Raw genomic sequence first — 25,508 nt, forward strand, 5'->3', positions numbered from 1 at the left:
TAAGGAAAAAAGGGTATATATTGCATACCCTTTTGTTTTCCGGATCGGTTATTTATCGAGATCATCAGGACCAAATGTCGCTGTAGGCTCCCACCATAATGGAATTTTGATACTTTCATCTGTTAGATTACCTTTTCCGTTAGCGACATCCTTTGCGCTTTCATATCCTGCCTGCGCATGCCGTACTACACCGATTCCAGAGTCTACTGTCATACAAACTTCCAGGCGCATTGATGCATCCTCCGTTCCGTCTGCAATCATAGTTACCCCAGTGTGTACAGCTTCTCCCATAGAATAGTTCGCTTGGAGTGCGATTAAGTCACACATACCGACAGCGTTCAATAGCCCATTTAGTACTGGCCAGTCAGAGATCAAGTCTCCTCCATCAGGCATGTTTTCAGATTCAAATGTTGGGTTAACAATCGAACCAGAATCCAAATTATCACGAGAGAATGCTACAGGACCAGCTAACTCTCCACGTTTTACCATCTCATTTACTTCTAAAGCGAATTCTTTCCGTTGGCCAAATCCGAGATAACAAATACGAGCGGGTAATCCTTCAATTGGGATATGCTCCTTCGCAAGATTAATCCAGCGGGTTACAAGCAAATCATCCTTAAATTTCTCAAGTACCATGTTGTCGATTTTCTCAAGATCTGCCGGATCACCTGACATACATACCCAACGGAAAGGCCCGCGACCTTCACAGAATAAAGGACGAATATATTCCGCTACGAACCCTGGAATTTTCATAGCTTCTTCTTCAGGCATGCCGCCATCTCTTGCTTCCTTTCTTAAGCTCGTGCCATATTCAAAAGCATGTACACCTTCATCAAAGAATTTATTTGTCACACGCAATTCACGAATCATCGTTTCTTGTGCTTTTTTCAAATAAAGCTGACGATCTCTTTTCCTTAACTCATCCGCTTCTTCAACAGTGTATCCAGAAGGCAAATATGAAATTGGATCATGCGCTGGAGTCATCGATGTTAAAATATCTGGACGAAATCCCTTTTCATATACCTCTTCAAAAATGTCTGCGGCATTTCCTACTACTCCAATGCCGAGTGGCTTTCCTTCAGTGGCATGCTTTTCAGCAAGTTCAATTGCTTCATCAAGAGAATCGGCTAGAACGTCAATATAGCCTACCTCCATACGACGGTTAATAATTTCTACATTGGAATCAGCAAGAATACAAACACCGCCATGCATTGCCATTGCTCTTGTCTGATTACCCCCCATTCCACCAGCACCGGCAGTGAGCATGATTTTTCCAACAAGGGAATCATTATAATGCTTTCTTGCAATTGCTGATAAAGTTTCAAACGTTCCTTGAATAACACCCTGTGTCCCAATATATTCCCATGGTGCAGCTGTATACTGTGCAAAAATAGTTAGGTTTTTATCCTGCAGATCATAAAATGTATCCCATGATGGCTTCATAATATTCGTTGTTGCCATTACTACGGTCGGTGCGTATTTATGTGTCTTAAATACTGCAACCGGCATTCCGGATTGCACTACTAATGTTTCATCATCTTCCAATTCTTTTAAGGATTTTACAATGGCATGGTAGGATTCCCAGTTACGTGCTGCTTTACCAATACCTCCATAAACAACAAGTTCTTCCGGCTTTTCTGCGTTTTCCATATTGTTCTCAAGCATTCGGAGGATTGTTTCCTGTCTCCATCCCTTACAACGTAACTCAGAGCCTCTTTGTGCCTTTACTGAATATAAAATCTCCGGTTTTTCTTTCGTATTTTGTTGCGCCATTCTGTTTTCCTCCTTCAATGATTGGTTATAGGGTTAACTGTATGATTCGGTAATGTGCTATTTAATTAAACGCTTACATTCCCTCCAAACATTATTGACTTTTATAATGTTTAGTACATCGTTCTCCCTTTTCCCGTTTTGTTAATTCAGAAAATATCTACTTTCAATAATATTGTAATTAGTTTATATTATAATTACCAATACTACTTTTCTATATTGTTATAGTTTTAAGCTATAGTAAGGAGGCTGTTTTCTTTGGAGATGAACAAATTACTCTATTTCATAACAATTATTGAAGAAAAAACATATACGGCTGCTGCAGAAAAACTGTTAATATCTCAACCTTCTTTAAGTGCTGCCATAAAAAAATTGGAGAAAGAAGTCGGGCTGCCTCTTTTGGACAGAAGTAAGAAAGGTGTTCAATTAACAAAGGTAGGTAAGTTACTTTATGAGGAAGCTAAGCGTCTCGTACTACACCATGAACAAGTGAGTAATGAAATGATACGCTTAAAAAAGGAAGGACCATTAAAGCTATCTATAGGTATTATTGAGTCATCGAAGGTATGGTTTCCCAGGGTGCTAACCCAATTGAAGCTGGAGCATGAAAATGTCTTCATAAAACTATTAGAGGTACTTAGTTTACAAGACGTTGAGCATTCACTTTATAATTTCGAAGTGGACCTTGCAATTACCAATCAATACGTAAACCATAAACATATTGAAACAATCCCATTATACGATGAAAAATTAGTAGCCCTGCTACCTTATGACCATAATTTGGAACGTAAAAGCTTTATCACGGTAAGGGATTTACAAGATGAAAACTTTATTATTTCGGAAAAAGGATTTCAAACAAGAGAAGATATATTAAAAGCATTCAGCAAATCTGGCGTGAGACCAAATATTCATTTTGAGATTGGCCGACTTGAAACGGCCTGTGATCTAGTAGAGGAAGGACTTGGTATTTCCGTCGTCCCCGAAAATTATGTAAAGCATATTCAACATAGAGCAATCCGCTATAAACGAATCCATGACCCGAATGTTATGCGCACCGTCTATTTGGTTTATGATAAAAAAAGATATAATTCACCTATTGTGATGCGCACAATAGAACTCATTATAAATAACTTTAAAACTATTCATCATTCTAAGTCATTATAAATGGATCGAAACACGGAGAATTAAGCCCTCTCCAACAAAACACCACTAGACTAGGCAAGGCAATAAGAAAACTCCCCCGGTAACCTGATTTGTGTCACCGGGGGGAGTTAAGCAAATCACCACTTTAGTCCCTTAAAATCCGCATTAAGTCATAGTTCCGAAATTTTTTGTTTCTTTATCAGTGAAAAATAATTTTTTTCAGCTAGTGTATGTAAAGCATGACGTGCCGTATTTTCTGAAATTCCAAGTTCTGTACCTTTGTTGTTCCTCACTATATGAAGCTATGTTCATAACGTTTAACTTTAAGTAAGTATACAGTTATTTTCACCTCTCCCTTACGCATATCATAAAATAAATAATGGAAAGCAGATCTCTAAATTTCACAAAGTGGGATGTGCCAGCATGGAAAATGACTCTGCTCAACACGTTCGATTTCAAAACTTGCAGGAAGATCAAATGACATTTAATCAGGTCTTTGAACACATTGTCGCCTTTATGCGCTCACGACCTGCTGGGAACTACCGTCTGATTGTGGGGACAGATTCGCAAATTCATCCACAGAAAACCATTTTCATTACAGGAATTGTGATCCGCAATAAGGGAAAAGGTGTGTGGGCATGTATACGAAAAGTAACTGTTCCAAGGAAAATGCTGCAATTGCATGAGCGAATTTCCTATGAAACCTCCTTATCCGAAGAGATTGTCTCCCTCTTTACCGAAGAAAGAAAAAGGCAGCTCATTGATATCGTCCTCCCACATATTTACCAAGGAGCCTCTTTTAGCATGGAAGGACATATCGATATCGGTGCAGGAAAAAAGAACAAAACACGGAAATTCGTTCAGGAAATGGTAACTAGATTGGAAGCAATCGGAGTGGAACCAAAAATAAAACCAGATGCTTTCGTCGCCTCAAGCTATGCCAATCGCTACACGAAATAATTCTATATGGCTTCAGGAATGGATATAATTTAGGTGAATCTCCCCCTAAATGGTATCCATTTTTTAATTCTTAAAATGCATATTTTGGTATATAGTGCAAAGCTGTAAAAGATATGAACTTGCATAACCTGAAGACTGAAAAATTGAACTAATCATTTTCATTTTAGATAGCTATCTATGACTCCATTCGTCTACAAGATTCATTTTGTTAGCTAATTCACCTCCTCCCTAAACCAAAATTCTTGCTTCACTCCTCCTCCTTTGTTAAACTATGATAGTTCACTTATGAAACTATTCACCTGATGAACTATAAACGGAGGTGTACTTAATGGATTTACTCGAACTAATTAATCGGTATCAGGACGCAATGAATACCATTGATCGCAATGTTAATCTAATACTTAAAGAAAAAATCCATACAGAAATAACGACAGATCAATTTCCTACACTGCAATACATTCAAAAGCATCAGCAATGCACAAGTTCAGAAATTGCCGCCTTTTTAGGTGTTGGAAAAAGCGCCATCACCGCGCAAATTAATCGATTAGATGAGAAAGGCTTAATTATAAGAAGGCGTGACAAGCAGGATAGACGAATTGTGTATCTCCAGTTGACGGAAAAAGGAAATGAACTCGTCGATTACACAAGGAACAATTTAACTAAAGAAATTGGCACCTATCTTGGCAATTTTAATGAAGAAGAAATTCATACCTTCATCCATGCATTGGAAAAATTAGCACATGTCATGGCAACAGATAAGAAAGGAGACCAGTAATGAAACAGATTATTCGATTCCGCTGGTTAATTGCTGCATTTTGGGTAATTGCGGCTGCCGGACTATTCATATTTTCACCAAATCTCCAAGAGTTGGTTGCAGATAAAGGGCAAATTTCCGTACCAGAAGGATCTCCTTCCGATGAAGCACAGGACTTAATTGATCAGATGTCCAAGAATAGTGGGAAAAACAATGCCAGCTCTGTACTTGTTTTTCATGATGAAAATAAATTGGATAAGGCAGATAAGGACGAGATTCAGCAAGTCATCAAAAACCTTAAGGAAAAGAAAGACGAGCTTGGAATTAGTAATTTACTTAACTTCAATGAGAGCAAAGAAATAAAGGAACAAACCGTTTCCGAGGATAACCAAACCATTCTGGTACCTTTTGATATTTCTTTGGAAAATAAAGACATTGATCAAGCACGTGAAAAAATTTATGACATTGCAGACGATACTTCCATTGATCATTACGTAACAGGACAGCAATACATTGAACAGGACATCGTAAAAAACTCCCAAGAAGGGTTAAAGCGAACGGAGATTATTACTGTTGGCTTGATTTTAATTATTTTATTTATTGTATTTAAATCTTTTGTAGCACCATTCATTCCACTACTAACTGTTGGAATAAGTTATCTGGCTGCACAAGGGATTGTTGCCATCTTAGCAGATACGGTCAACTTCCCACTCTCAACGTTCACACAAATTTTTATGGTGGCAGTCATGTTTGGGATCGGAACCGATTATTGTATTCTACTGATTAGCCGCTTCAAAGAAGAAATGGCTGAACATGAATCAACAAAGGATGCCGTGATAGCAACATATAAATCAGGCGGGAAAACGATTTTCTTTGCCGGATTAGCCGTGTTAATTGGTTTTTCCACCATCGGATTATCCACCTTTTCACTCTATCAGTCCGCAGTAGCCGTGGCTGTTGGTGTGGCGATCGTATTACTTGCACTTTCTACGCTCGTACCATTTTTCCTTGTCGTGCTAGGCAAGAAATTATTTTGGCCATTTGATAAAAACGCAGCACATAAAGAAAGTAAGCTTTGGGGTACTGCGGGAGCCTTTGCATGGAAAAGGCCGATCATCGCATTAATCATTGTCGCAGTTATTACCGTGCCGGCAATGCTAACATATAGTGGGGATAAATCGTATAACTCCTTAGAAGAAATCGGTGATAGCTATGATTCTGTGAAAGGATTTAATTTGATTGCTGATAGCTTTGGTCCGGGGCAAACCATGCCTGCTACGGTTGTATTCAAAACAGATAAACCCGTCGATTCCCAGCAGGATTATCAGGATATTGCCAAAATAACGCAACGCATTGCAGAAATGGACGGAGTAAAACAGGTCCGTAGTGCAACACGCCCAACTGGTGAGGTTATTGATGATTTTCTATTAATCAATCAAACTGAAAAACTGGCAGATGGCATTGGGGAAAGTAAAGAAGGTCTTCAGGATATCCAAGATGGACTTAATGAAGCTTCCAAGGAACTCGACAAATCACAACCACAGCTTCAGGAAGCTGAAAATGGTGTGGATGACCTTATGCAGGGCACACAGGATACCAAAGATGGGATAAGCCAAATGCAAACCGCCCTCACAGACATTCAAAACGGAATCGAATCTGGGGCACAAGGTGCAGGTGAAATTCAAAAAAACCTTCAAACAATTCAAGGTAACCTAAACCAAACAGTATCTGGAAATAAAGAATTAGTGCAAGGGTATCAACAACTCGCCAAGCAGCTGCAAAATATTCCTGGTGCAGCTCCACTTGCCAGTTCAATGAATCAACTAAATTCAAATTTACAGCAAACCGTAACTGCACAGGAACAGCTTGCCGGGGGAATTAACCGCTTATCCGGTGCTGTTGGAGAGCTGCAGTCCGGACTGAACCAAGCTGGAAATGGCCAGCAACAGGTTGTTGGTAAAATTCCTGAAGTACAGGAAGGTCTTTCACAAATTTATGGTGGACAAAAAGAATTAAAGCAAGCTTTTGCAGATATGCAAAGTCAATTAAACGAATTATCGAGCGGGCTTCAGGATAGTGTTGAAGGCCTGAAGCAAGTTAACGAAGGATTAACAGGAGTCGAGGACTTCCTAAAGGACTTTAGTGAAAACGGTAATGAGGATTATGTATTTATCCCTCAGGATACGTTAAATGATGAAAGCTTCCAGGAAGGTACAGAGGCATACCTTTCCGAGGATAAAAAAATCACTAAATTTGAAGTCATTCTCAGTGATAATCCATATTCAACGAAAGCAATGAACCAGGTGGAAGATATTAATAACACCGTGGATAGTGCAAGAAAGGAAACAATGTTTGCAGACAGTGATCAGAAAATTGGCGGGGTCAGCAGTACGAATAATGACCTGCAACATATCTCCAACGAGGATTACACACGGACAGCCATCCTGATGATCGCTGGGATTTTCATTATCCTTGTCATCATGCTGCGTTCACTCGTGATGCCTTTATATTTAATTGGCTCACTGATTATAACTTATATTACTTCCATGGCATTTTCGGAGTTCATTTTTGTTCATATCTTTAACTACTCCGGACTTACCTGGGCCATACCGTTCTTCGCGTTTGTCATGCTTGTTGCTTTAGGAATTGATTACAGCATCTTCCTTATGGCACGGTTTAACGAATATAAGAATGGTGATATAAAAGAAGCCCTATTCGCAGCAATGCGCAATATGGGGACTGTGATCATATCAGCAGCAGTCATTCTCGGTGGTACATTTGGGGCTATGCTTCCATCCGGTGTACTTTCCTTATTGCAGATTGCTACTGCCGTAATTGCAGGACTATTTCTATACGCCTTCGTCATGCTTCCATTGTTCATTCCATTGATGGTGCGCATGTTTGGCAAAGCTAACTGGTGGCCATTTAAACGATAAGAAAAAAGCTGTCTTTTCACGTTGATGAAAAGACAGCTCTTTTTGGTTTAGAATAGGATATCTTTTTACGGATGATTACTTTCCCCTCCGGCGGATTAATTTGTTCTGCGGATGATTACTCTGCTCTCCGGCGGATTACTTCCTTCTGCGGATGATTACTTGGCTCTCCGGCGGATTATTTTCTTCTGCGGACGATTACTTGGCTCTCCGGAGGATTAATCCCTTCTGCCGACGTAATTTAAATTCAAATTAATGTCTTTTAAAAAATACATATTTAGGTTAAAATGTAATTGGGTCATATTAATTCCTCCTCATGTTTTTCGTGGTTGTAAAACATTGTGATGTGGGGAATTAATTTGGCCCTTTTTATGTTCTTTTCACCCAATTATATGGACTTCACCCGCTAAGGATCATCTCTCTCCCTTCACATTCCCTATCGCTACCAAATAAACGTGAATTAAAAAAGCCATAAGTAACACGCCAGCACTATTAAACAAAACATCAAGCAAGCGACCATCTCTGGTAAAGTAAGGCTGAAGAATTTCTGTAACGAGCGCAAGACTAAGCGTAATCCAGACAGCCACCTTCAATCGCTTTACCCCAATATAAATAAATAACAGCCACATGGCGAACATAAATAAATGCCCGACCTTCCGAATTACTACATCCGCCCTTAATTGATAAATTTCAAAAAACGCAAATTGCGGTTGTTCCGTTATATTTAAATTAATATTTCCTTCTTCCAATAATGTTAATAGATTCGAGTTAAATATAAATGCAAACATGATTAACGACCAACAGATCATAGCAACAATTCTCATTTCATCATTTCCTTTACCCATTCGATATGGTGCACATTCCCATGTGAAAGACGAACAAAACCTTCCTCCATATAAGTAAGTTCCCTACCTTTAAAAGCATTCCATTTATCAAGTAAAATCAAACGAAAATTAAAATCGGAAAATTTTAGTAAAAAATTTACCAAAGGCATCAACAACAGCTCTGCTTCCTTTTATTTTCTTATTTCGTTGTCATAACAACAAAGTTGAATTATTAATAAAATTTAGAATAAATATTGCAAACGGTTAAACCTTAATGTAAAATGCAACTATTAGTAATTTTTTTAGTAAAAGGGAGGTCACTATGAATAATAATTTGAAGAAAATTGTATGGATGATGATTGGTATTGTATTTCTTGCTGTAATGACAGCATGCTCTGGAGAGGATGATAACCAGACCTCCGGCAGTGGAGATGGTAGCACAACAGACGGAGCAAATGAACAAGTATTGAATCTATCCAAAAAAGATCGCATTACTACAATGGATTCGTCAATGGCAACAGATGAACTTTCCTTTCAATTCCTTGGTGCCACAATGGAAGGTCTGTACCGTTTAGGTGAAAACGCAAAGCCAGTAGAAGGTATTGCAAAAGACCATGAAGAAAGTGAAGACGGCATGGTATGGACATTTCATTTAAGAGAAGATGCGAAATGGTCAAATGGTGACCCTGTAACCGCAGAGGATTTTGTATATGCATGGCAGCGTACAGTAGACCCGAATACAGGCTCCGAGTATGGTCCTTACATGATGAAAGGCGTTATTAAAAATGCTGAAGAAGTCAGTAAAGGCGAGAAAGCTGTAGACGAGTTAGGTGTCACTGCGAAAGATGATCATACATTGGTTGTTGAATTAGCAAAACCAGTTCCTTACTTCGAATCATTAATGACCTTTGGTACATTCCTGCCGCTGAATAAAAGTTTCGTAGAAGAACAAGGCGATGACTATGCCCAGAGCACGGACAACCTGGTTTTTAACGGACCATTCAAGCTAAAAGATTGGGAGAGCACAAGTGATTCCTGGGAAATGGTAAAGAATGAGGATTATTGGGATGCAGATACCGTTGAAATCGAAAAAATGAATTATACCGTAGTGAAAGATCCGCAAACTGCTGTCGATTTATATGACACTGGTGAATTGGACAGAGTACAATTAAATTCCGATTTAGTAGATAACTATTCTACTAATGAAGATTATACGACTAGATCCAAACCGGTTGTCTATTACTTAAAATTAAACCAAACGCGTAATGAGGCATTGGCAAACACAAATATCCGGGCAGCAATCAGTCGTGCATTTGATAAACAGGCACTTGCTGACGAACTTTTAAACGATGGCTCCATTCCGGCAAATTGGCTAATTCCAAATGACTTTGCTCCACTTCCTGAGGGGACTGAGCATGATGGAGAAGAGATCAGAGATGTCAATGGCGAGTTAGTTGAATATGACATAGAAAAAGCCCAGGCGTATTGGAAGAAAGGCTTGGAGGAGTTAGGTAAAGATTCTATCGAGCTTGAATTTCTTGGTGGTGATGGGGAGAATGCCAAAACGATGCAGGAATATCTCGTAAATCAATTGGAAACAAACCTCGAAGGGCTAACAGTAGACTTAAAGCAAGTACCAGGAAAGCAAAAATTAGAGCTAGATTCCAAGATGGATTATGACATCCAGCTTTCCGCATGGGGACCGGATTACATGGATCCATATTCCTTCCTCAGCCTGATGGAAACGGATGGAGAATACAACAAGATGGGTTACTCAAACAAGAAATACGATCAGCTTTTAACTGAAGCACAAAATGAACTTGCAAAACCAGGAAAAGCTGCTGAGCGTTATAATAACTTTATTGAAGCCGAAAAAATACTATTTGAGGATGCAGCAATCGCTCCATTATATCAAGAATACGTATCCCTTCTTGCATCCCCTAAGTTGAAGGGCGTTATTACAAATCCAATTGGTCCGACTTATGAATATAAGTGGGCAAGTGTTGGTGAAGAATAATAGAGTTATCGTAAAGGAAATATAAGTCGATAGTTTATCAAGATGATTCTATAAGTCAAAAAACCCCCCTAAATAGAAATTTACATGATTAAACAGCTTGGACCATTAAAAAAGGGCCAAGCTGGTTTTTCGGGTTGGGAGAAAGACTGCTTATTATCTCCCTGTTATGAATGTGTCAATGGCTGTAAAAATTTCTAACTACAGCTTGATTCGAATCGCCTATAAATATTCGCTTAACAACTTCTTCCCTTCCTGAAGTTTCTCGTACGGCATAACTGTGTTATATTCCAAAATGAAACGACACTTTTTTGGTATCTGTTGAAGCTTCTTGAAAATTGGCTCCCAGTTAATATTTCCGTCACCAATGGCTAAATGGTTATCCGTATGCCCATCATTATCGTTTAGATGGATCGCAAGCAACTGGTCTTTAGTAGCCTCGAGCACTTCCGGGATATCCCAGTTATTCAAATTGGCATGACCTGTGTCCAACACCAGTCCAAGCATCTCTTTATCGGGAAAATGATCCAATAAACGACAAAACTCTTCCTGATTGAAAAGTTCTGTGCCGTTATGTCCGATATTCTCAATAGCAATAGGCTGCCTGTATTGTTTTGCATGTTGTTGCAAGTCCATTATAGCTTCCAAAGCCCGCCTTTGTGCTTGATGCTTATCGAAGATTTGAAACATGCAAATGCCCGGGTCAATAATCACATGATGTGCCTGTATCTCAGCCGCAATTTCAATCGTTTTCTTCAATTCGTTTAAGGCCGTTTGTCTGACTGCAGCATTTTCACTGGTCAAGTTCAAGTCGAACATTGGACCATGTACGCTATAGGTAAAAGGATAAGAATTGAGGTATGTTTTTATATTAGAAAAGCTGGCATCCTTATTATTCCATTGTGGTCCATCCAAAAATAATTCAACCCCATCTGCCCCATAGTCAGCAAACGCTTGTAAGTTTGTTTTAACCGGTTTTTCCAATTGAACTAATCCGGAATAAAAAATCTCCCTTGACATGCAATACCCCCATAGAAATTAATAGATTGATTGCCAGTATACAAAATGTAAGGGGGGAAATCGAGTACTTTGCGCCATTCTTCTGCTTATTAATGCTTGAAAACAAGCAAATTAATTCGACAAGTGACAGCCACATAAAATTACCTACTCTATCACGTCAGTATTCTCTAATGTACTAATAAAAAACGGAAATGATTCAACATTCACTCGTTTTACTACTTCATTCTCTTTACGATCAATCACTGCAACTTGATCTTTGCTCGTTACAGCTACATAAACATTCTTCCCATCATTGGATATTGTTGTTCCGTGTGGGCCCATACCTACCTTAATTTGGTCAACTTCTTTCTGCTTTTCCATATCAACAACAGACACATAATCAGCCCCAATATTTCCTACATATGCAAATTTTCCGTCTGCAGTAATATCCAATACATGATGGCCTGTGCCAACTGGGATAGTTGCGGTCAGTTTCTCTTTATTTAAATCAATAACTCCCAGTTCCCCTTTTTGTGTCAGTGTCACGAGTAATGTCTCTCCATTTGGAGTAATATTCAAATTATGCGGAGCCCCTTCAATTCCTTCGATGGTGTTGGTGACTTTTTTGGAAGCAACATTAATAACAGATACTGAGTTGGAGGCAGTGTTAGTAACATAAAACTTACTTCCATCCGGGCTAGCTATCCCATTATGCGGCTTATCCCCAACTTCAATCGTTGCTTCTTTCTCCATAGTCGCGGTATCAATCGCCGTTACCGTTCCCTCACCTTCATTGATAACAAAAACCCAATCTCCGTCAGGCGTAAAATTGATCCCTTTTGGTGTCTTGCCAAACGGAATCGTTTTTACCACTTCATTATTGTCCGTAGAAATAATGGACACATCCTCTGATTGACTATTAGCTACATAGACATATTTCCCCTTTGGATCGATTTCATTATATGTAGGTTTCTCACCAACACGAATCGTATCCAACACTTCATTTGTGCTTGAATCAATAACCTGGATGTTACCCGCGTCACGATTATTCACATAAACTTTAGCTCCTGGCTCATTATCATCCGAGCTGGTAGTCTTTTCTTTTGGTTTGTCTGCTGCAGGCTTATTTAAATCCTCTTCCTCATTTCCTGTACAAGCAACCAGCATGGTAAATGGTAGTAGTATGAATAGACATAACAAAATAATCTTTTTCCACATAAAAAAACCCTCCTAAACAACTCATTTATCTTAGTAAACGAATAAAAGAAGTAAACGGTTTGCTTAAATGGAAGATTTTTTTATAGTTTTTTCCTCTGATTTTGTATTGGCAACGAAGCGTTATCTCTACTATGATCCCATTACTTTTTGTCCTTCCGGCTGTGTATTATCTAACGCTGGTTCACGAGTAATACCAATTTGATCAAAGTCTTCGTCAGCGGGTAGTGTATAGGTTAGAATTCCGGCTCCTGAATCATCTGTGTTAAAAATGCCGGCATTTAAACGTTCTCCGTCCTTTAACAACCAAACCTGATAGGTATGTGAGCCTGCTAATTTAGGCAAACCATCTACCTGCACGACCAATTTCTTTGAATTATCCTGCTGAACAACGTATGCATAACCACCTGCGCCTTGCAGCTCGTCGTTCGCAGATTTCAGATTTAAAGATGTCATAATCTCAGCCTGCTGGTTACCTGCCATTTGTTCCACGTTTCCTGACTGTCCATTTATAAACATTAAAATAGCTGTTGCTATAACCAATGTAAAAACAAGACTTGCTGATAATGGAGTAAATTGGTTTCTCAACAGAATTCCCCAATCCCTGATTTTATCTATAAGATTTCTATTTTTCTCTTCTTCCTTGTCATTAAAAACAAAATCAAACACGTCGGCCTTGAGCGACTCTGGTACCTGCTGTTCTTCAAAATCAAACTGCAATGCTTCCCATGAATCAATCAGCTCTGCATACTCTTTCCTGCAAGCATCGCACTTCTTCATATGTGCTTCGAAGCTCTCTCTATCTTCCTCCTTAAGTGTATCTGCCATATAAGAAAGTAGGTGTTCACATTTCCTTTCCATTATGAACCCTCCAGTTCTAAATATTTCTTTAATTGTTTAAGTGATTGATGAAGCCTGCTTTTGATGGTTCCCACTGGTGTGTTTTCCATCTCAGCTATTTCCGTTAGCGAATATCCCCGCCAATAGAGCAAGTCAATTAATCTCCTTTGCCTTGCGGATAAGTTACTTTTCGCTTTAGCTATCTCTGCTTCTAGTAGTGTACCCTCTATTTGATCTTCCGGATCTGCCACATCCTTCGTTCGGTCAGTATCAACATATTGATTTGGATATGCATGCTTTTTCTCTTTTCTGATATGATCGATACATACACTTCGAACCACTGTCAGCAACCAATTTACAAACTCGCCTTTAGAGGGATCATAATTACTTTTTGTAGTCCAAAGTCGCAAAAAGGTAAGCTGAACCATTTCTTTGGCAGCTTCCTCATTTCCATTACAGAATTTATAAACAAAACTATAAATTAATTTAATGTATCGTTCGTATATTTCTTCCAATGCAGGACGATGTTGTTGTTTTATTAAAACGATCAGTTCGGCTTCCGTTCGATCTTTCACTGCTATCACGCACTCCTCTCCACCACATTTTCTAACTATTCCCATTATTTTTATATTATACAAGCTGAAGAGAAGAAAAGGAACCATCACCTAGTGACCGTTCCTTTTAAAGCGCTTATTGTATAGTTTACTTCTTAAATGTTGTATCACTGTTTACAATATACCAGACATCCTTAACACCTTGACCATTTACATCGCCTTTTTCCTTATCTTTTACAAAATAATAAAGAGGATAGCCTTTATACGTCACTTGTTCCTCCCCAGTATCTTCCCGCATTATCGTACCAAAATCATCTTTACTAAATCCCTCAGGCACCTCGAAATCCTGAGTTGTGAACGCAGGCCAATTCTCCAGACACTTGTCACTACAATTACTTTTACCTTCCTCATCTTTGGTGAAATAATACAGTGTCATCCCATCTGAATCTGCCAAATATTTTCCTACGTCGTCATTTTCCAAAAGTTGTAGGCTACTTGTATCTGTATCAGCCTCACTACTTGTGCCTTCACTTGTATCTTCACTAGTCGCTGAAGTTTCCGTGTCATTGCTCTTATCCTGGGATTCCTCATCCGCGTCATTACCACATGCAGTCAGCATGAGGACAGTAATCATCATTGCCACAAAAAATATCCACTTCTTCATTTTATTCCCTCCTAATAATTTATTCTCATTTAAGGTAACGGAGGTAATCGTTAAACGGTTCGAATAAATTTTTAAAAATTTTTATTAGTATTGTAGGAAAGGGGTTAGTGCGCAATAAGTACAATGTCAGCTTCTCAAAAACTTTATTTTACAGAAAAATATGATAATTTATGCTATACTTATGACAAGGAGGTGATCTTGATTGGCTGCTTTTTCTGACCGGGATGATCAATTGGAGGTTGACCGAATGATTAACGAAGGGTTAGGTGGCGGTTTTATTATCCATGATTATGATGTAAAAAGACTGGAAGTTTATCCACGGGACACTTCATTAACTAAAAATTCCCCACAATTTCAAGATAGAGCACAAGTGATATTCCCTGCTGGCAACGAACTAATGGAGTCCCTGTAAACGAGGCTCTCCTCTCTCATTTATCGAAAGGTTATAAAAAGGCTACTCCCAACCATATACAGGAGCAGCCTTTTTTCATTTCGAAAATTATTCTTATAAACCTAGTAAGAGTTTGCTTCGTTCACCTGCTGACGACCAGCTCTTAAATGCTTCCCTTTACTAAATGGGATACACATCGGTGTACCACAAAGCGGATCACAAGCTACATGGCATTGTAAGCCAAATACCGAATGAATCAAATCTGGTGTAATTATTGTATCCGGATCGCCCTGTTTGTATATTTTTTTATCATGAATAGCTACAATATTATCTGCATACCTGCAAGCTAAATTAATATCATGAAGAACCATCACAATCGTTCGTTCCTCTGATTGGTTTAAATCATAAAGCAGATCAAGAATTTCTATCTGGTGCGTCATATCAAGATAAGTCGTTGGCTCGTCGAGCAGAATTGTTTCCGTATCTTGTGCAAGTGTCATAGCGATCCACGCTCTTTGTCTTTGCCCACCTGATAAGGAGTCCACTTTCCGATCTGCAAATTCACTCATTCCAGTTACTTCCATTGAATTTACTACCGCTTCTTCATCTTTTTCAGACCATTGCTGCAACCAATTTTGATATGGATACCTCCCTTGCTTTACCAGCTGTAATACTGTTAATCCTTCTGGTGCTACCGGCGACTGAGGAAGAATAGCCAGCTTTCTTGCAATTTTTTTCGTAGAGGTATGGGCAATATCGTTACCGTCTAAGACAATGGATCCGCTCTTGGGCTTTAAAAGACGAGCTAATGAACGGAGCAATGTAGATTTTCCACTTCCATTACTTCCTATAAAAACGGTTATTTTGCCTTTAGGAATAGACAGGTCCAATTGATCAATAATATTTTCTTCACCATAGCCTAATGTTAGTGATTTTGTTGAAATTGCATGCATCCTACATTCTCCTTTCCATCTAGGCCGTCCTTTTAATCTGTACGATTTACTTATTCCTGCTTTTAAACAATAAATATATAAAATAAGGAGCACCGATTGCTGAGGTGAATACACCGACTGGTACTTCAAGTGGAGCAAATGCCGTTCGTGCAATTAAGTCTGCAACAAGTACGATCGTCCCTCCAAGTAATGCAGATACTGGCAAGAGTACCCCATACGAGGAACCCACCAGCCGTCTAGCCATATGTGGTGCCATTAAACCGACAAATCCAACTCCTCCAGCAAACGCAACAGCTCCACCAGCAAGTGCTGTACTTAACAATAGTAGGATAAAACGATCTTTTTGAACAAAACCTCCAGCATTCGTCACTAACTCTTCACCTAAATCATGCATGTTTAACCTTCTTGAATAAACAAATAAAATAAAGGTTAAGAATAGGATCCAAGGTGCAAGTGTAGCTACTTCTGTCCAATTTGTGCCATTTACACTACCAGTAATCCAAATATTTGCCCGGGATGCTGTGAAAATTGGTCCTAATAACATCATCATCGTAGTGAGCGCCTGCACGGCCGCTGAGACCCCTACACCAATTAGCACTAGACGAATGGGAGCAATTCCACCATTTTTCCACGCCAAAAAGTATACAAGAAAGCCAATTACGACTGCTCCAATAAAGGATGCTAATGGGAGCCAGTGAATACTCAATGTTAATGTATTACTTCGATCACTATATAAAGCGAGAAAAGCCACCGTTGTAAATGATGCTCCACCAGTTATTCCAATAATATCAGGTGAGGCCAACGGATTACGGATAATTCCTTGCAATATGGCACCAGACATGGCCAATGCAGCACCCGCCAGTATAGATAAAAGAATCCTCGGCATTCGAAAAGACTGGACTACCAAATTTTCCATATCTGTACTCGCGCTAAATATTGCTTTTACCACATGAATTGGAGAGATTTTCATTTGCCCAATTCCTAAGCTGACAATCATTAGAAGTATGATTAATAGTGTTAATCCAACTGTTGTAATAAAGGATCTTTTATTAATTAAAAAAGATAATTTGCCTAATCTGAAGGATACGTTTTTCTTCATTCGTTTATTCCCCTCCTAGCAATGTAGATAAAAAAGGGAACTCCGATAAACGCAGTCATAACACCTACTGGAACTTCAGCTGGCATAATGATATACCTTGCTGCAATGTCTGCCATAAGCAATAACATGGCACCAAGCAATCCGCTATATGGTATAATCCAGCGATAGTCTATACCAACAAACCATCTTGAAATATGTGGAATGACAATCCCGATAAAACCAATGGGACCTGCGATAGCTACAGACCCACCCGCTAATAAAACAACGATTATTGCACCTACTATTTTAATAAGTAAGGTTTTTTGCCCCAAGCCCTTCGCTATATCTTCTCCCATTGTCAATACATTCATTTGCTTTCCAATAAAAATAGAAGCTAACCAACCTAAAATGAGATACGGAAGGACCCCTATCAAGACGTCTAAGTCCCTTCCCTGTACAGAGCCTGCCAGCCAAAAAAGCACCTGGTCTAGAGCACTTTCATTCAAGGTTAAAATTCCTTGGGTCAGGGAAGAAAATAATGCAGCAATTGCTGCACCTGCTAAAGTAATTTTAATTGGTGTTATTCCATCCCTTCCCATCGAACCTAGAACATAGACAATAATTGAAGAAACAGCAGCCCCTGCAAATGCCAGCCAGGTAAAGCTTCCGGAAGAGGTAAATCCTAAAAAGCTGATTCCCACAACAACTAGAAAGCTTGCCCCGGCGTTCACTCCAAACAAACTCGGGGATGCCAACGGATTATTCGTCAACCCTTGCATAATTGCTCCGGCTATGGCAAGACTACCACCAACGGCAGCTGCAATTAATGCCCGGGGAATTCTTGCTTGTTGTATAATAATGTGTTCATTGGAACCATCAAAATGATAAATAGAATTAACTAACGTTTGAGTTGTCACTTTTGTGAGTCCAAAAATCGTGCTTGCCCACATTAGAAAGACAACCAATAATACACCTATAGTTAATACTATAATTTTATTTGCGGTACTTTTTATCATTGTTGTATACCTTTCTCAACTAAAACTGTTACGTACACATCTAACCATTTTCAGTTTAAAATAATTGAGAATCATTGTCAATGAACTTAAAATTTATTTTCAATTAATTTCATAAATTTTATTGACAAGCCAGACAATACAGCTTATATTAACTACAGCAAATGAAAATCATTCTCAATTCAATTTACATAGGAGGAATCCATTTTGTTAAAAAAATCATTATTTTATATTGCACTCTCACTTATCTTTCTTCTAGCAGCATGTGGCGCGGGTGAATCTGACAAAAAAGAAGGAAACACAGATAAATCTGGAGATAAAAAGACGGAAGAGGCAGCTGGAGATAGCTATAAAATTGAACATGCCATGGGAACAGCAACTATTGAAGGAAAGCCGGAGCGAATTGTAATGCTTACTAATCACGGTACAGAGGCGTTATTATCTTTAGGAATAAAGCCAGTTGGAGCAGTTCAATCGTGGACAGGGGATCCGTGGTATAAACATATCGCTGATCAAATGGAAGGTGTAGAAGTTGTTGGAACAGAAAGTGATATTAATCTGGAAGCAATTGCAGCACTAGAGCCTGATTTGATTATTGGTAATAAAATGAGACAGGAAGAACAGTACCAAGCATTATCAGATATTGCCCCAACCGTATTCGAAGAAACACTTCGTGGAGACTGGAAAGTAAACTTCGAACTAATAGCGGAGGCTGTTGGTAAAGAAGAAAAAGGACAAGAAGTATTGGATGATTACAATAACCGTATTAAAACCCTCCAAGAGGATTTAGGCGACAAAATTAATACCAAAGTATCTATGGTTCGTTTCATGCCAAGTGATGTCCGTATCTACCATAAAGATTCTTTCTCAGGAGTAATTCTCGAGGAAATCGGTTTGGATCGCCCTGAAGCACAGGATGTAGATGATTTCGCTGCAAAAGGAGTAACGAAAGAAAGAATTGATGAAATGGACGGAGACGTTATTTTCTACTTCACATATGAACCGGAAGAAGGAGAAGGACAGCAAGTAGAAGATGAATGGGTAAATGATCCATTATGGAAAAACCTAAGTGCTGTAAAAGCAGGTAAAGCATATGAAGTGAGTGATACAATATGGAACACTGCTGGTGGAGTTATCGCAGCTAATCTCATGTTAGATGATGTAGAAGAGAAACTAGTAGACAAATAAGTGAAAGACAGGCTGACAAAAAGTGAAATTTTTGTCAGCCTTTTTAATTGTCCGTTCGAGCTTATTCTTTTTTCTTTCAGATGGTTCTCAATAGTTTTTCGCTTAATTATGAGGCTAAAGACAAAGTCATCCTTCTAATAACATTCACCTATCCAATTTGTATGAAAGAAGCTTGAAAAAGCTATCCTATTATTAGATGAATTACACACATCTAAGATACAATTGTCAAATTACGTTTCATTCCCTCCTTGGAAAGGAAAATAATATATAAAGCTACTCGAAAGGATGAATAACATGCTAAAACTTGATGGAGAAAAACAAGGTGAATTGTTGGAAGTAACGACAGAGGGAACAGCAACAGAGGATGATTTGCATTTATTTAAAGAAGCATTAAAGGCGAAAAAGCTGCAGGAGGAACCACTCAACATTTTATTTATTTTTAAAAACATTGAGGGTAATACACCAAAAGCATTATGGGAAGCATTTAAGGTTGTTGTTCACTTAAAGAGCATCAAGAAGAGTGCAATTGTTGCAGATGATACATTTATGAGCTTAGATCAAAATAAAGTCATTCCTGGTGTAGAAATCGAACGCTTTTCATTGGAAGAGGTTGATGAAGCAAGAGAATGGCTTCGAAAATAAGCGACTACTTGAATTTACAGTAAAAAAGAATCGGTCGAAGCAAACCGATTCTTTTTTCATTTTTTATTTTCAAAAGGTGGAAACAAAAGATATTCAAATCAGGTTAAGCCCAATAATATACATGAATTGTAAATTATGAAGGCTTCTTCAGCAGTCCACTATCGTAGCATTACGAGCTTCCATATCAAACGTCGACACATCCCTCAACCTTCGACACTATTTCCTAATTTATTTCCCAGGAAATATTTAGGCAGTATTTGTCGTTTCCCGACTCCTACGTAGTGGTTTAGTAATAGGGTATCACGTAATAAGTCTTTTAATGCAATTGATAAAATTCATTCACGAAGTTAATTTATATAAAAAAGCTCCTGAAAAATTTCACAGGAGCGGGTAGAAAGTCTTCTTTTCAGTTGCAAATTATTCCTTTACAGTATTTTCTATGCTTCCATTTTATTTGATGATTTCGAGTCTATTTCTTTTAATGCTCTCCAGATTGTTATACCTGAATAACAAAGTAGTAAAAACCCAGGGATAAGGAGCAACAATGCTCCATTTTTTGATTGGGCAAAATTAATAAAATAACCTACATATGGAATAGTAAAGCCAGTATATGTTGCAACAACATTTTCCGAAGGGACTGGCTTTAAATCAGGGCCATCATTGTTATCGCCCTTTGTTCGGTAACTCACTCCACTTTCATTTTTCACAACTTCAATAATACGGTGTGTAACGAGCATGTTTTCATCTTTTTTAAATGTGATGACATCGCCTTTGGTTAACCCGTTCGCATCCTTGATCGATTCAACTGCAATAAGTGAACCTGTTTTAATGTCGGGTTCCATTGATCCGGAAAGAACAGTTTTGAATTGATAGCCAAACACTTGAGGCTCTCCACCAGATGCCTTGGCAGAAATGACTACAAGCATGAAAGCAATTAGTACAGCAAATAAAATTCCTGTGGAGAGGCTATTTAACCATCTGCCTATCTTCTTTTTAGTTTGCCGGCTCATTTTTTTGCTCCTTTCCTTTATCTTCATTTGCTCCTTTTTTTGTCTCTTCATCCGCTAAAGACGCAGCTTGATCTTGCTCCTTCGATTCGCTTTCTTGCTGTGCACCATCAGTTGCTTTTTTCTCCTGCAGTTTTGCTTGAGCATCTGTTGTTTGCTTACTCTTTGTTGTTTCTTTCGCCTCAGTCTCTGCTTTCTTATCCTTTAACTCTTCTTGCTCATAGGAGGCTTGATTTTGATTACTCTCTGACTCGTCTGCTTGCTTCGGTTCGTCTTCCTTTACTTGGTTAGAGGAGGTTTCCTCTGAAGCTTTAACATCGTCCTCTGTTGGCTGTGCCTCGGGCTCTTCACAAGTTACAACAATCTCTTCACTCCAGATTTCCTGGTGTTTTTCATCTGGAAATCCTTCTCGTTGCAGAACAGAAAATTGGTAGGTTCCTTCTTTCACATTTTCATAGTCCAACACTTTATTTCCAGTTTCTTCTAACTCCGCAATTGTTCCGCTTTTTATTATCTCACCTGTTTTGGGATCGCCAGTTTCTGCAAAATAAATTTTATATGTTGTACTTCCAAGCATCTTGGCACCTACGTTTTGCAATGTCACAGAAATTGTTTTACCTGGACATGTCCCTGATTGGTCTTGCTCACCAGTAAAAGCAAGCTTACTACCGTCCCACCACGTTCCAGCTTGGATCACTTGCTCCTCTTTTTCCTTGTCATTGAAATAGGCTCCAGTATTGGAAGTTAAATAACCGATGGTAAATAAAAGCACATACATGCTTACTACTAGTTTTGATGCTATTACTAACTTTTTTCTACCCGCTTTCTTCCCTCGCTCGTTAAACATTTCTCTACCTCCTAGCTTAGGTGATTACTTTCGGAAGCTTGCGAAACAAACTCAAAATGCTCATTTTCTATAAAACATTTAGATTGGCTTATCGCTCACCATAATTGTTGTTCATCTAATTATTTTCTATTGTTACTCAGCAATCCCTTCAAACGTCCATGTCAGCTCCAGCTTATCTCCTTGAAATCCATTCTGTTTTTGATTGTTGTCGACAAACTCAAATTGAACGAATAGCTTATCTGTATCACCCGCTTCTATCCCACCACGTTCTTCAAAATACGGAATAAAAAGCTTGTTGTTGACCGCATCTGGTGTCATTTTTTGTAAATCATAAAGTGTTGTTTTATAGATGATATTATACGGGGACCACTTCCTACTAAGCGCCTTATCCTCATTCCACATGAAGTTCACCCGGATGTGTTTCCCAAAATCTTCTATATTATTATGATTTGCATCTTCAATTGTATAAGTTGTATCTAATAACACATTTTTTATATTCGTGTTTCCATCATTACTTAGTTTAAAGGAACGCGTCATCTTATCTCCCGGCTTCAACTGATCCACCTGGATGATCGTATTTGTGCTCGTATTCAAATCTATCTTATTCTCCTCCGAAATTTTGTCAGGATTTTCAGAATGAAAGAAATAAGCGTAAGTTGGTGCTCCTACCAGGGATAAACCTAAAATAGCTGTTGCGGTTCCAAAGATTAATTTACTTTTTATACTCATTTTATCCCCCCTCCCTGTCAATAAGTCTTGATAAGTCTGTCAAAAGAGTTACACGTACTAGTAACGTATAACTACCATCAACTGATAGGTATATTCTTCTATATAACTATGGATATGTAAGGCTGTGAAGCAAGCTCGGATTATTTAATCTAAATGAGAAGCATAATTATAAACATTAAACCGAGCTCGCCATGCCCCTGCTCACATTAATTCATCTGCCACTTAATTTGAAGTTCAATTGCAGCAGCTTTTAGTTTCTCATAAACCTCATCGGTAAGATCGCCTTCTTCAAGCAGTTTCTTATTCAATTTCAGAAAACCTTCTACGTGCTTTAATACCTTATCAGTACGTTGTTGATCGGCATAACGGCTAACTGTTGTCATGTGCATAGTTAATTTTCTAGCTGTCTGATTCGTTATTTCACTTCTATCCTGCAGCTGTTCAATCCACTTAATCATTCCCGAAGCAGTAACAGGCTGGTATACCTCGAATTCATACAAAGAAAATCCCCAATCAATTGCTCGTTCTGTGCCTTTCATACGCACATATCGTGCATTTTCTTCTGGAAAGTGTATAATATCTTTCCCACCGTCACCGTTTTCAGTGCTGTAGACATCTTTCCAGGATTCGGCATCATTAGAAACTTGAATTTTATACCCTTTGCCATATGCATTCTCCCAATTCAACACAACTTTATTGATAGGTTGTTTGTCTAATAGATCCACATATATCCATTCTTCGTCCGTATAACCGGATGCCCAGCGTGTTGTATCATTCTCGTCTACTGCAAGATTGGGTGTAAACGCTTCTGTCTCATTTGAAGAAGCTGTAGCCTTTTTGCCAGCGGCAATATTAATTGTCCATGCTGGTGCATTTGATACCTCTGCTATTTCACTTGTAGAAAGGTAACGATTATAGATTTGCAGTTCATCTAACACACCAGTAAAGGAATTTGTTTTACTTCCAATTGTTTGTACTGGCAGTAATGTGTTATCAGCTAGCGTATCCTTCAACTCCCCATCGATGAATAAAGAAGTTCCTTTTAAATCCCCTCGAAACGCAACATGTACCCATCTTCCAGTTGGAACTGCTGTATTAAAACTGAAATCGAATCCTTCCCTTGTAAATCCAGCATTACCAGTTTCTTTCTGTTTAAGTTTTAAACTACTATAACTGGATTCCATTAAAACTGCTTCTGGTTCTTTTGTATCCTCTAACTTCACCCAAGCCGAAACAGTCCATGGAAAACCTTTTGTGTCTACTTCTGTTGTTACATGATCCGTTTTCTCTGAAAATAATAATGCGTTACCTTGCTTTCCTTCTTTGATGAGTTTCGCACCTTGTATCTCTCCATCATAATTATTTCCTGAATGGTCAATAACCTTCTCCTCATCAAATGGATAGTCAATCAATTTATCTGTCTTACTTTTCACGTTATAATCAAGATTTGTTCCTGGTGCCACCCCAATTTCACTCGTTAGCTCTTGAAATTGAGAAAAGGTTGTTTCATCTGAATGACCACGCCACATTTTTTCAGCTAATGTTGGCATAGCTTTGCTAATCCGATCGTGTGCATCAGAGATACTTACTTTTTTACCAAGCATGTCATTCCATAGTGCGAACATACCACCAAGTACCTGTTCATTATTCTCTTCTAATGCAATTCCACCACTAAAAATGGTAGGCTCCCAATTGTTATAAAGCCACTTTGTGTCAAGATAATCATGATAGTACCCTGCTTTCGGCACAATATAGAGCAAGCCATCATCAGAATTAATAATATTATATCCACTGTTTACGGCTTCGTTTGGATTGTACCAACCAACATTCCAAATATTAAAGGTCACATCTTTATCAACAACCACATCCCCTTTATAGTATGATAAACCACCCCACGCACGAACTTTCTTATTATTACTTTTAGCCTGATCATTTAGTGTATTAATGAAATTACGATAGACATTGCTCATTTCTTTGTCATTTCGGTAAAATTCGTCTGCACCGATATGAACCGTTTCTGTGCTGAACAAATCATAATATTCATCCCACACAGACTTAATAAAATCCACGGTCTCCTGGCGCGTAATATCTAAATGATCTACCGGTAGATCCGGATGTACCAGATCTGGTCGCAGTTTCGTTAATGCCAGTGAGTGACTCGGAGTATCAAATTCTGGTGTGATCGTTAAACCATTCACTTCAGCTAAATCCTGTAGTTCCCTGAATTCCGCCTTACTATAATGACCATCCTCTGCAGTCAGTTCCGGATAGGTGTCACTTTCCATTCGAAATGCGGAATATTTATCCCAGTGGCTACGGTCGTTATCTTTAAAAATTGCGTTATCATTTAAATGAAGTTGGAAATCATTCATCTTATACCATGCCATCACTTTTGCATAATCTTTTAAGAACTTCATCGGGAAATACTTTCGACCAACATCAAGCATAAATCCCCTTTCGCCATATTTCGGATAATCTTTGGCAGTACCATTAGGAAGTTTCTTTTTTGTCGGGTCCTGAACGAGAATTTGTAGTGCTGTCCTTGTCCCGTAGAACACTCCCGTATTTGTGTTAGCTCTTATCGTCACTGCATTCTCCACATCAAAATGATAACCCTCATCTCCAATTGTTTGATCTTTCTCCTCTGTTAGGGTGAGAAAGAAATCTCCTTCAGCAGGTGTATTTGCTGTTTCAATTGGAAGATTACTACCAGTCATTTCCTTTAAATCCTTTTGAAAGACATTAGCCGTATTCATTAATTTTTCTTTACCATCCAGATCAACGATAATACGTGAATCTTCATTTAAAGTGAAAAATCCATTCGAACCAGTCCACTCTTGTAAACTCGGAATTACCTTAGGTTTTGCATTTGGTTCTTTGGCTTTGACTTCCTGTGATGGACGAAGAAAAACAATTAACAAGATGCAAAAAAGAAGTACAATCCATTTTTTCAATGTTATTCACCTCTCTATAAGAATGCGATTAAACTG

The 25,508-nt window shown here is 38.5% G+C and carries 22 protein-coding genes; 8 read left to right on the forward strand and 14 right to left on the reverse strand.

Going from position 1 to position 25,508, the window contains the following annotated elements:
* Positions 1 to 48 precede the first annotated feature (48 nt).
* Positions 49 to 1,773: a urocanate hydratase gene (locus tag BME96_RS15630; RefSeq protein WP_071649531.1), complete on the reverse strand. Its 1,725-nt coding sequence runs from the start codon at positions 1,771 to 1,773 to the stop codon at positions 49 to 51.
* A gap of 261 nt (positions 1,774 to 2,034) precedes the next feature.
* Here BME96_RS15630 and BME96_RS15635 point away from each other — a divergent pair, with 261 nt between their 5' ends.
* From BME96_RS15635 to BME96_RS15650, 4 genes are all read left to right on the forward strand, one after another.
* Positions 2,035 to 2,934, forward strand: coding sequence for a LysR family transcriptional regulator (locus BME96_RS15635; protein ID WP_231478737.1), 900 nt, complete (start codon positions 2,035 to 2,037; stop codon positions 2,932 to 2,934).
* 402 nt (positions 2,935 to 3,336) lie between these two features.
* Positions 3,337 to 3,873, forward strand: a complete 537-nt coding sequence (locus BME96_RS15640; RefSeq protein WP_019377422.1) for a ribonuclease H-like YkuK family protein — start codon at positions 3,337 to 3,339, stop codon at positions 3,871 to 3,873.
* A gap of 328 nt (positions 3,874 to 4,201) precedes the next feature.
* On the forward strand, positions 4,202 to 4,648 hold the full coding sequence (locus BME96_RS15645) for a MarR family winged helix-turn-helix transcriptional regulator (protein ID WP_019377423.1): 447 nt from the start codon (positions 4,202 to 4,204) through the stop codon (positions 4,646 to 4,648).
* Positions 4,648 to 7,563: an MMPL family transporter gene (locus BME96_RS15650; protein WP_071649533.1), complete on the forward strand. Its 2,916-nt coding sequence runs from the start codon at positions 4,648 to 4,650 to the stop codon at positions 7,561 to 7,563. Before BME96_RS15645 ends, BME96_RS15650 begins: the two co-directional genes overlap by 1 nt.
* Before the next feature lie 410 nt (positions 7,564 to 7,973).
* Here the strand turns inward: BME96_RS15650 and BME96_RS15655 are convergent, their stop codons facing one another.
* Positions 7,974 to 8,384: a VanZ family protein gene (locus BME96_RS15655; protein ID WP_071649534.1), complete on the reverse strand. Its 411-nt coding sequence runs from the start codon at positions 8,382 to 8,384 to the stop codon at positions 7,974 to 7,976.
* Positions 8,385 to 8,706: 322 nt separating this feature from the next.
* Here BME96_RS15655 and BME96_RS15665 point away from each other — a divergent pair, with 322 nt between their 5' ends.
* The gene (locus BME96_RS15665; protein WP_071649536.1) at positions 8,707 to 10,401 is read left to right on the forward strand and encodes a peptide ABC transporter substrate-binding protein; all 1,695 of its coding nucleotides are present in this window, start codon (positions 8,707 to 8,709) and stop codon (positions 10,399 to 10,401) included.
* 219 nt (positions 10,402 to 10,620) lie between these two features.
* Here BME96_RS15665 and BME96_RS15670 read toward each other — a convergent pair whose 3' ends face one another.
* The 5 genes from BME96_RS15670 to BME96_RS15690 all read right to left on the reverse strand — a co-directional run bounded on the left by BME96_RS15670 (position 10,621) and on the right by BME96_RS15690 (position 14,670).
* Positions 10,621 to 11,418: a sugar phosphate isomerase/epimerase family protein gene (locus tag BME96_RS15670; protein ID WP_071649537.1), complete on the reverse strand. Its 798-nt coding sequence runs from the start codon at positions 11,416 to 11,418 to the stop codon at positions 10,621 to 10,623.
* Positions 11,419 to 11,562: 144 nt separating this feature from the next.
* Positions 11,563 to 12,615 (reverse strand): YVTN family beta-propeller repeat protein, encoded by a 1,053-nt coding sequence (locus BME96_RS15675; RefSeq protein WP_071649538.1) that lies wholly within the window; start codon positions 12,613 to 12,615, stop codon positions 11,563 to 11,565.
* Positions 12,616 to 12,744: 129 nt separating this feature from the next.
* Positions 12,745 to 13,473: an anti-sigma factor gene (locus tag BME96_RS15680; RefSeq protein ID WP_071649539.1), complete on the reverse strand. Its 729-nt coding sequence runs from the start codon at positions 13,471 to 13,473 to the stop codon at positions 12,745 to 12,747.
* Positions 13,473 to 14,027: an RNA polymerase sigma factor gene (locus BME96_RS15685; protein ID WP_071650034.1), complete on the reverse strand. Its 555-nt coding sequence runs from the start codon at positions 14,025 to 14,027 to the stop codon at positions 13,473 to 13,475. The genes BME96_RS15680 and BME96_RS15685 overlap by 1 nt, the downstream gene beginning before the upstream one ends.
* Before the next feature lie 127 nt (positions 14,028 to 14,154).
* The gene (locus tag BME96_RS15690; RefSeq protein ID WP_071649540.1) at positions 14,155 to 14,670 is read right to left on the reverse strand and encodes a hypothetical protein; all 516 of its coding nucleotides are present in this window, start codon (positions 14,668 to 14,670) and stop codon (positions 14,155 to 14,157) included.
* 202 nt (positions 14,671 to 14,872) lie between these two features.
* Between BME96_RS15690 and BME96_RS15695 the strand changes: the two genes are divergently transcribed.
* Complete coding sequence (locus BME96_RS15695; protein WP_060679338.1) at positions 14,873 to 15,082, forward strand: hypothetical protein; 210 nt, start codon at positions 14,873 to 14,875, stop codon at positions 15,080 to 15,082.
* Between the two features lie 101 nt (positions 15,083 to 15,183).
* Here the strand turns inward: BME96_RS15695 and BME96_RS15700 are convergent, their stop codons facing one another.
* The 3 genes from BME96_RS15700 to BME96_RS15710 are packed head-to-tail and all read right to left on the reverse strand — an operon-like array spanning position 15,184 to position 18,108.
* On the reverse strand, positions 15,184 to 16,014 hold the full coding sequence (locus BME96_RS15700; RefSeq protein WP_071649541.1) for an ABC transporter ATP-binding protein: 831 nt from the start codon (positions 16,012 to 16,014) through the stop codon (positions 15,184 to 15,186).
* A gap of 46 nt (positions 16,015 to 16,060) precedes the next feature.
* Positions 16,061 to 17,113: a FecCD family ABC transporter permease gene (locus BME96_RS15705; RefSeq protein ID WP_019377435.1), complete on the reverse strand. Its 1,053-nt coding sequence runs from the start codon at positions 17,111 to 17,113 to the stop codon at positions 16,061 to 16,063.
* Positions 17,110 to 18,108: a FecCD family ABC transporter permease gene (locus BME96_RS15710; protein ID WP_071649542.1), complete on the reverse strand. Its 999-nt coding sequence runs from the start codon at positions 18,106 to 18,108 to the stop codon at positions 17,110 to 17,112. Before BME96_RS15710 ends, BME96_RS15705 begins: the two co-directional genes overlap by 4 nt.
* A 201-nt stretch (positions 18,109 to 18,309) precedes the next feature.
* Here BME96_RS15710 and BME96_RS15715 point away from each other — a divergent pair, with 201 nt between their 5' ends.
* Positions 18,310 to 19,293, forward strand: coding sequence for an ABC transporter substrate-binding protein (locus BME96_RS15715; protein ID WP_408068414.1), 984 nt, complete (start codon positions 18,310 to 18,312; stop codon positions 19,291 to 19,293).
* Between the two features lie 294 nt (positions 19,294 to 19,587).
* Positions 19,588 to 19,935: a SpoIIAA family protein gene (locus tag BME96_RS15720; protein ID WP_071649544.1), complete on the forward strand. Its 348-nt coding sequence runs from the start codon at positions 19,588 to 19,590 to the stop codon at positions 19,933 to 19,935.
* A 437-nt stretch (positions 19,936 to 20,372) separates the two neighbouring features.
* Here the strand turns inward: BME96_RS15720 and sipW are convergent, their stop codons facing one another.
* The 4 genes from sipW to BME96_RS15740 form a co-directional block, all read right to left on the reverse strand.
* Complete coding sequence (gene sipW, locus BME96_RS15725) at positions 20,373 to 20,945, reverse strand: signal peptidase I SipW (protein ID WP_060679331.1); 573 nt, start codon at positions 20,943 to 20,945, stop codon at positions 20,373 to 20,375.
* The gene (tapA, locus tag BME96_RS15730; protein ID WP_071649545.1) at positions 20,929 to 21,789 is read right to left on the reverse strand and encodes an amyloid fiber anchoring/assembly protein TapA; all 861 of its coding nucleotides are present in this window, start codon (positions 21,787 to 21,789) and stop codon (positions 20,929 to 20,931) included. The genes sipW and tapA overlap by 17 nt, the downstream gene beginning before the upstream one ends.
* A 132-nt stretch (positions 21,790 to 21,921) precedes the next feature.
* Positions 21,922 to 22,518, reverse strand: coding sequence for a TasA family protein (locus BME96_RS15735; protein WP_071649546.1), 597 nt, complete (start codon positions 22,516 to 22,518; stop codon positions 21,922 to 21,924).
* Positions 22,519 to 22,724: 206 nt separating this feature from the next.
* The gene (locus BME96_RS15740; RefSeq protein WP_071649547.1) at positions 22,725 to 25,472 is read right to left on the reverse strand and encodes a family 20 glycosylhydrolase; all 2,748 of its coding nucleotides are present in this window, start codon (positions 25,470 to 25,472) and stop codon (positions 22,725 to 22,727) included.
* Positions 25,473 to 25,508: the final 36 nt, after the last annotated feature.

The sequence above is a fragment of the Virgibacillus halodenitrificans genome (assembly GCF_001878675.1).
GTDB classification, from domain to species: Bacteria; Bacillota; Bacilli; order Bacillales; family Amphibacillaceae; genus Virgibacillus_Q; species Virgibacillus_Q halodenitrificans.

Excerpts from the sequence above, each read along its gene's own strand:
- BME96_RS15655 (WP_071649534.1), bottom strand. The coding sequence starts at position 8,384 with ATGAGAATTGTTGCTATGATCTGTTGGTCGTTAATCATGTTTGCATTT.
- BME96_RS15735 (WP_071649546.1), bottom strand. The coding sequence starts at position 22,518 with ATGAGTATAAAAAGTAAATTAATCTTTGGAACCGCAACAGCTATTTTA.
- BME96_RS15670 (WP_071649537.1), bottom strand. The coding sequence starts at position 11,418 with ATGTCAAGGGAGATTTTTTATTCCGGATTAGTTCAATTGGAAAAACCG.
- BME96_RS15675 (WP_071649538.1), bottom strand. The coding sequence starts at position 12,615 with ATGTGGAAAAAGATTATTTTGTTATGTCTATTCATACTACTACCATTT.
- BME96_RS15700 (WP_071649541.1), bottom strand. The coding sequence starts at position 16,014 with ATGCATGCAATTTCAACAAAATCACTAACATTAGGCTATGGTGAAGAA.
- BME96_RS15710 (WP_071649542.1), bottom strand. The coding sequence starts at position 18,108 with ATGATAAAAAGTACCGCAAATAAAATTATAGTATTAACTATAGGTGTA.
- BME96_RS15640 (WP_019377422.1), top strand. The coding sequence starts at position 3,337 with ATGGAAAATGACTCTGCTCAACACGTTCGATTTCAAAACTTGCAGGAA.
- BME96_RS15690 (WP_071649540.1), bottom strand. The coding sequence starts at position 14,670 with ATGAAGAAGTGGATATTTTTTGTGGCAATGATGATTACTGTCCTCATG.
- BME96_RS15705 (WP_019377435.1), bottom strand. The coding sequence starts at position 17,113 with ATGAAGAAAAACGTATCCTTCAGATTAGGCAAATTATCTTTTTTAATT.
- BME96_RS15665 (WP_071649536.1), top strand. The coding sequence starts at position 8,707 with ATGAATAATAATTTGAAGAAAATTGTATGGATGATGATTGGTATTGTA.
- BME96_RS15635 (WP_231478737.1), top strand. The coding sequence starts at position 2,035 with ATGAACAAATTACTCTATTTCATAACAATTATTGAAGAAAAAACATAT.
- BME96_RS15650 (WP_071649533.1), top strand. The coding sequence starts at position 4,648 with ATGAAACAGATTATTCGATTCCGCTGGTTAATTGCTGCATTTTGGGTA.
- BME96_RS15645 (WP_019377423.1), top strand. The coding sequence starts at position 4,202 with ATGGATTTACTCGAACTAATTAATCGGTATCAGGACGCAATGAATACC.
- tapA (WP_071649545.1), bottom strand. The coding sequence starts at position 21,789 with ATGTTTAACGAGCGAGGGAAGAAAGCGGGTAGAAAAAAGTTAGTAATA.
- sipW (WP_060679331.1), bottom strand. The coding sequence starts at position 20,945 with ATGAGCCGGCAAACTAAAAAGAAGATAGGCAGATGGTTAAATAGCCTC.
- BME96_RS15630 (WP_071649531.1), bottom strand. The coding sequence starts at position 1,773 with ATGGCGCAACAAAATACGAAAGAAAAACCGGAGATTTTATATTCAGTA.
- BME96_RS15680 (WP_071649539.1), bottom strand. The coding sequence starts at position 13,473 with ATGGAAAGGAAATGTGAACACCTACTTTCTTATATGGCAGATACACTT.
- BME96_RS15720 (WP_071649544.1), top strand. The coding sequence starts at position 19,588 with ATGCTAAAACTTGATGGAGAAAAACAAGGTGAATTGTTGGAAGTAACG.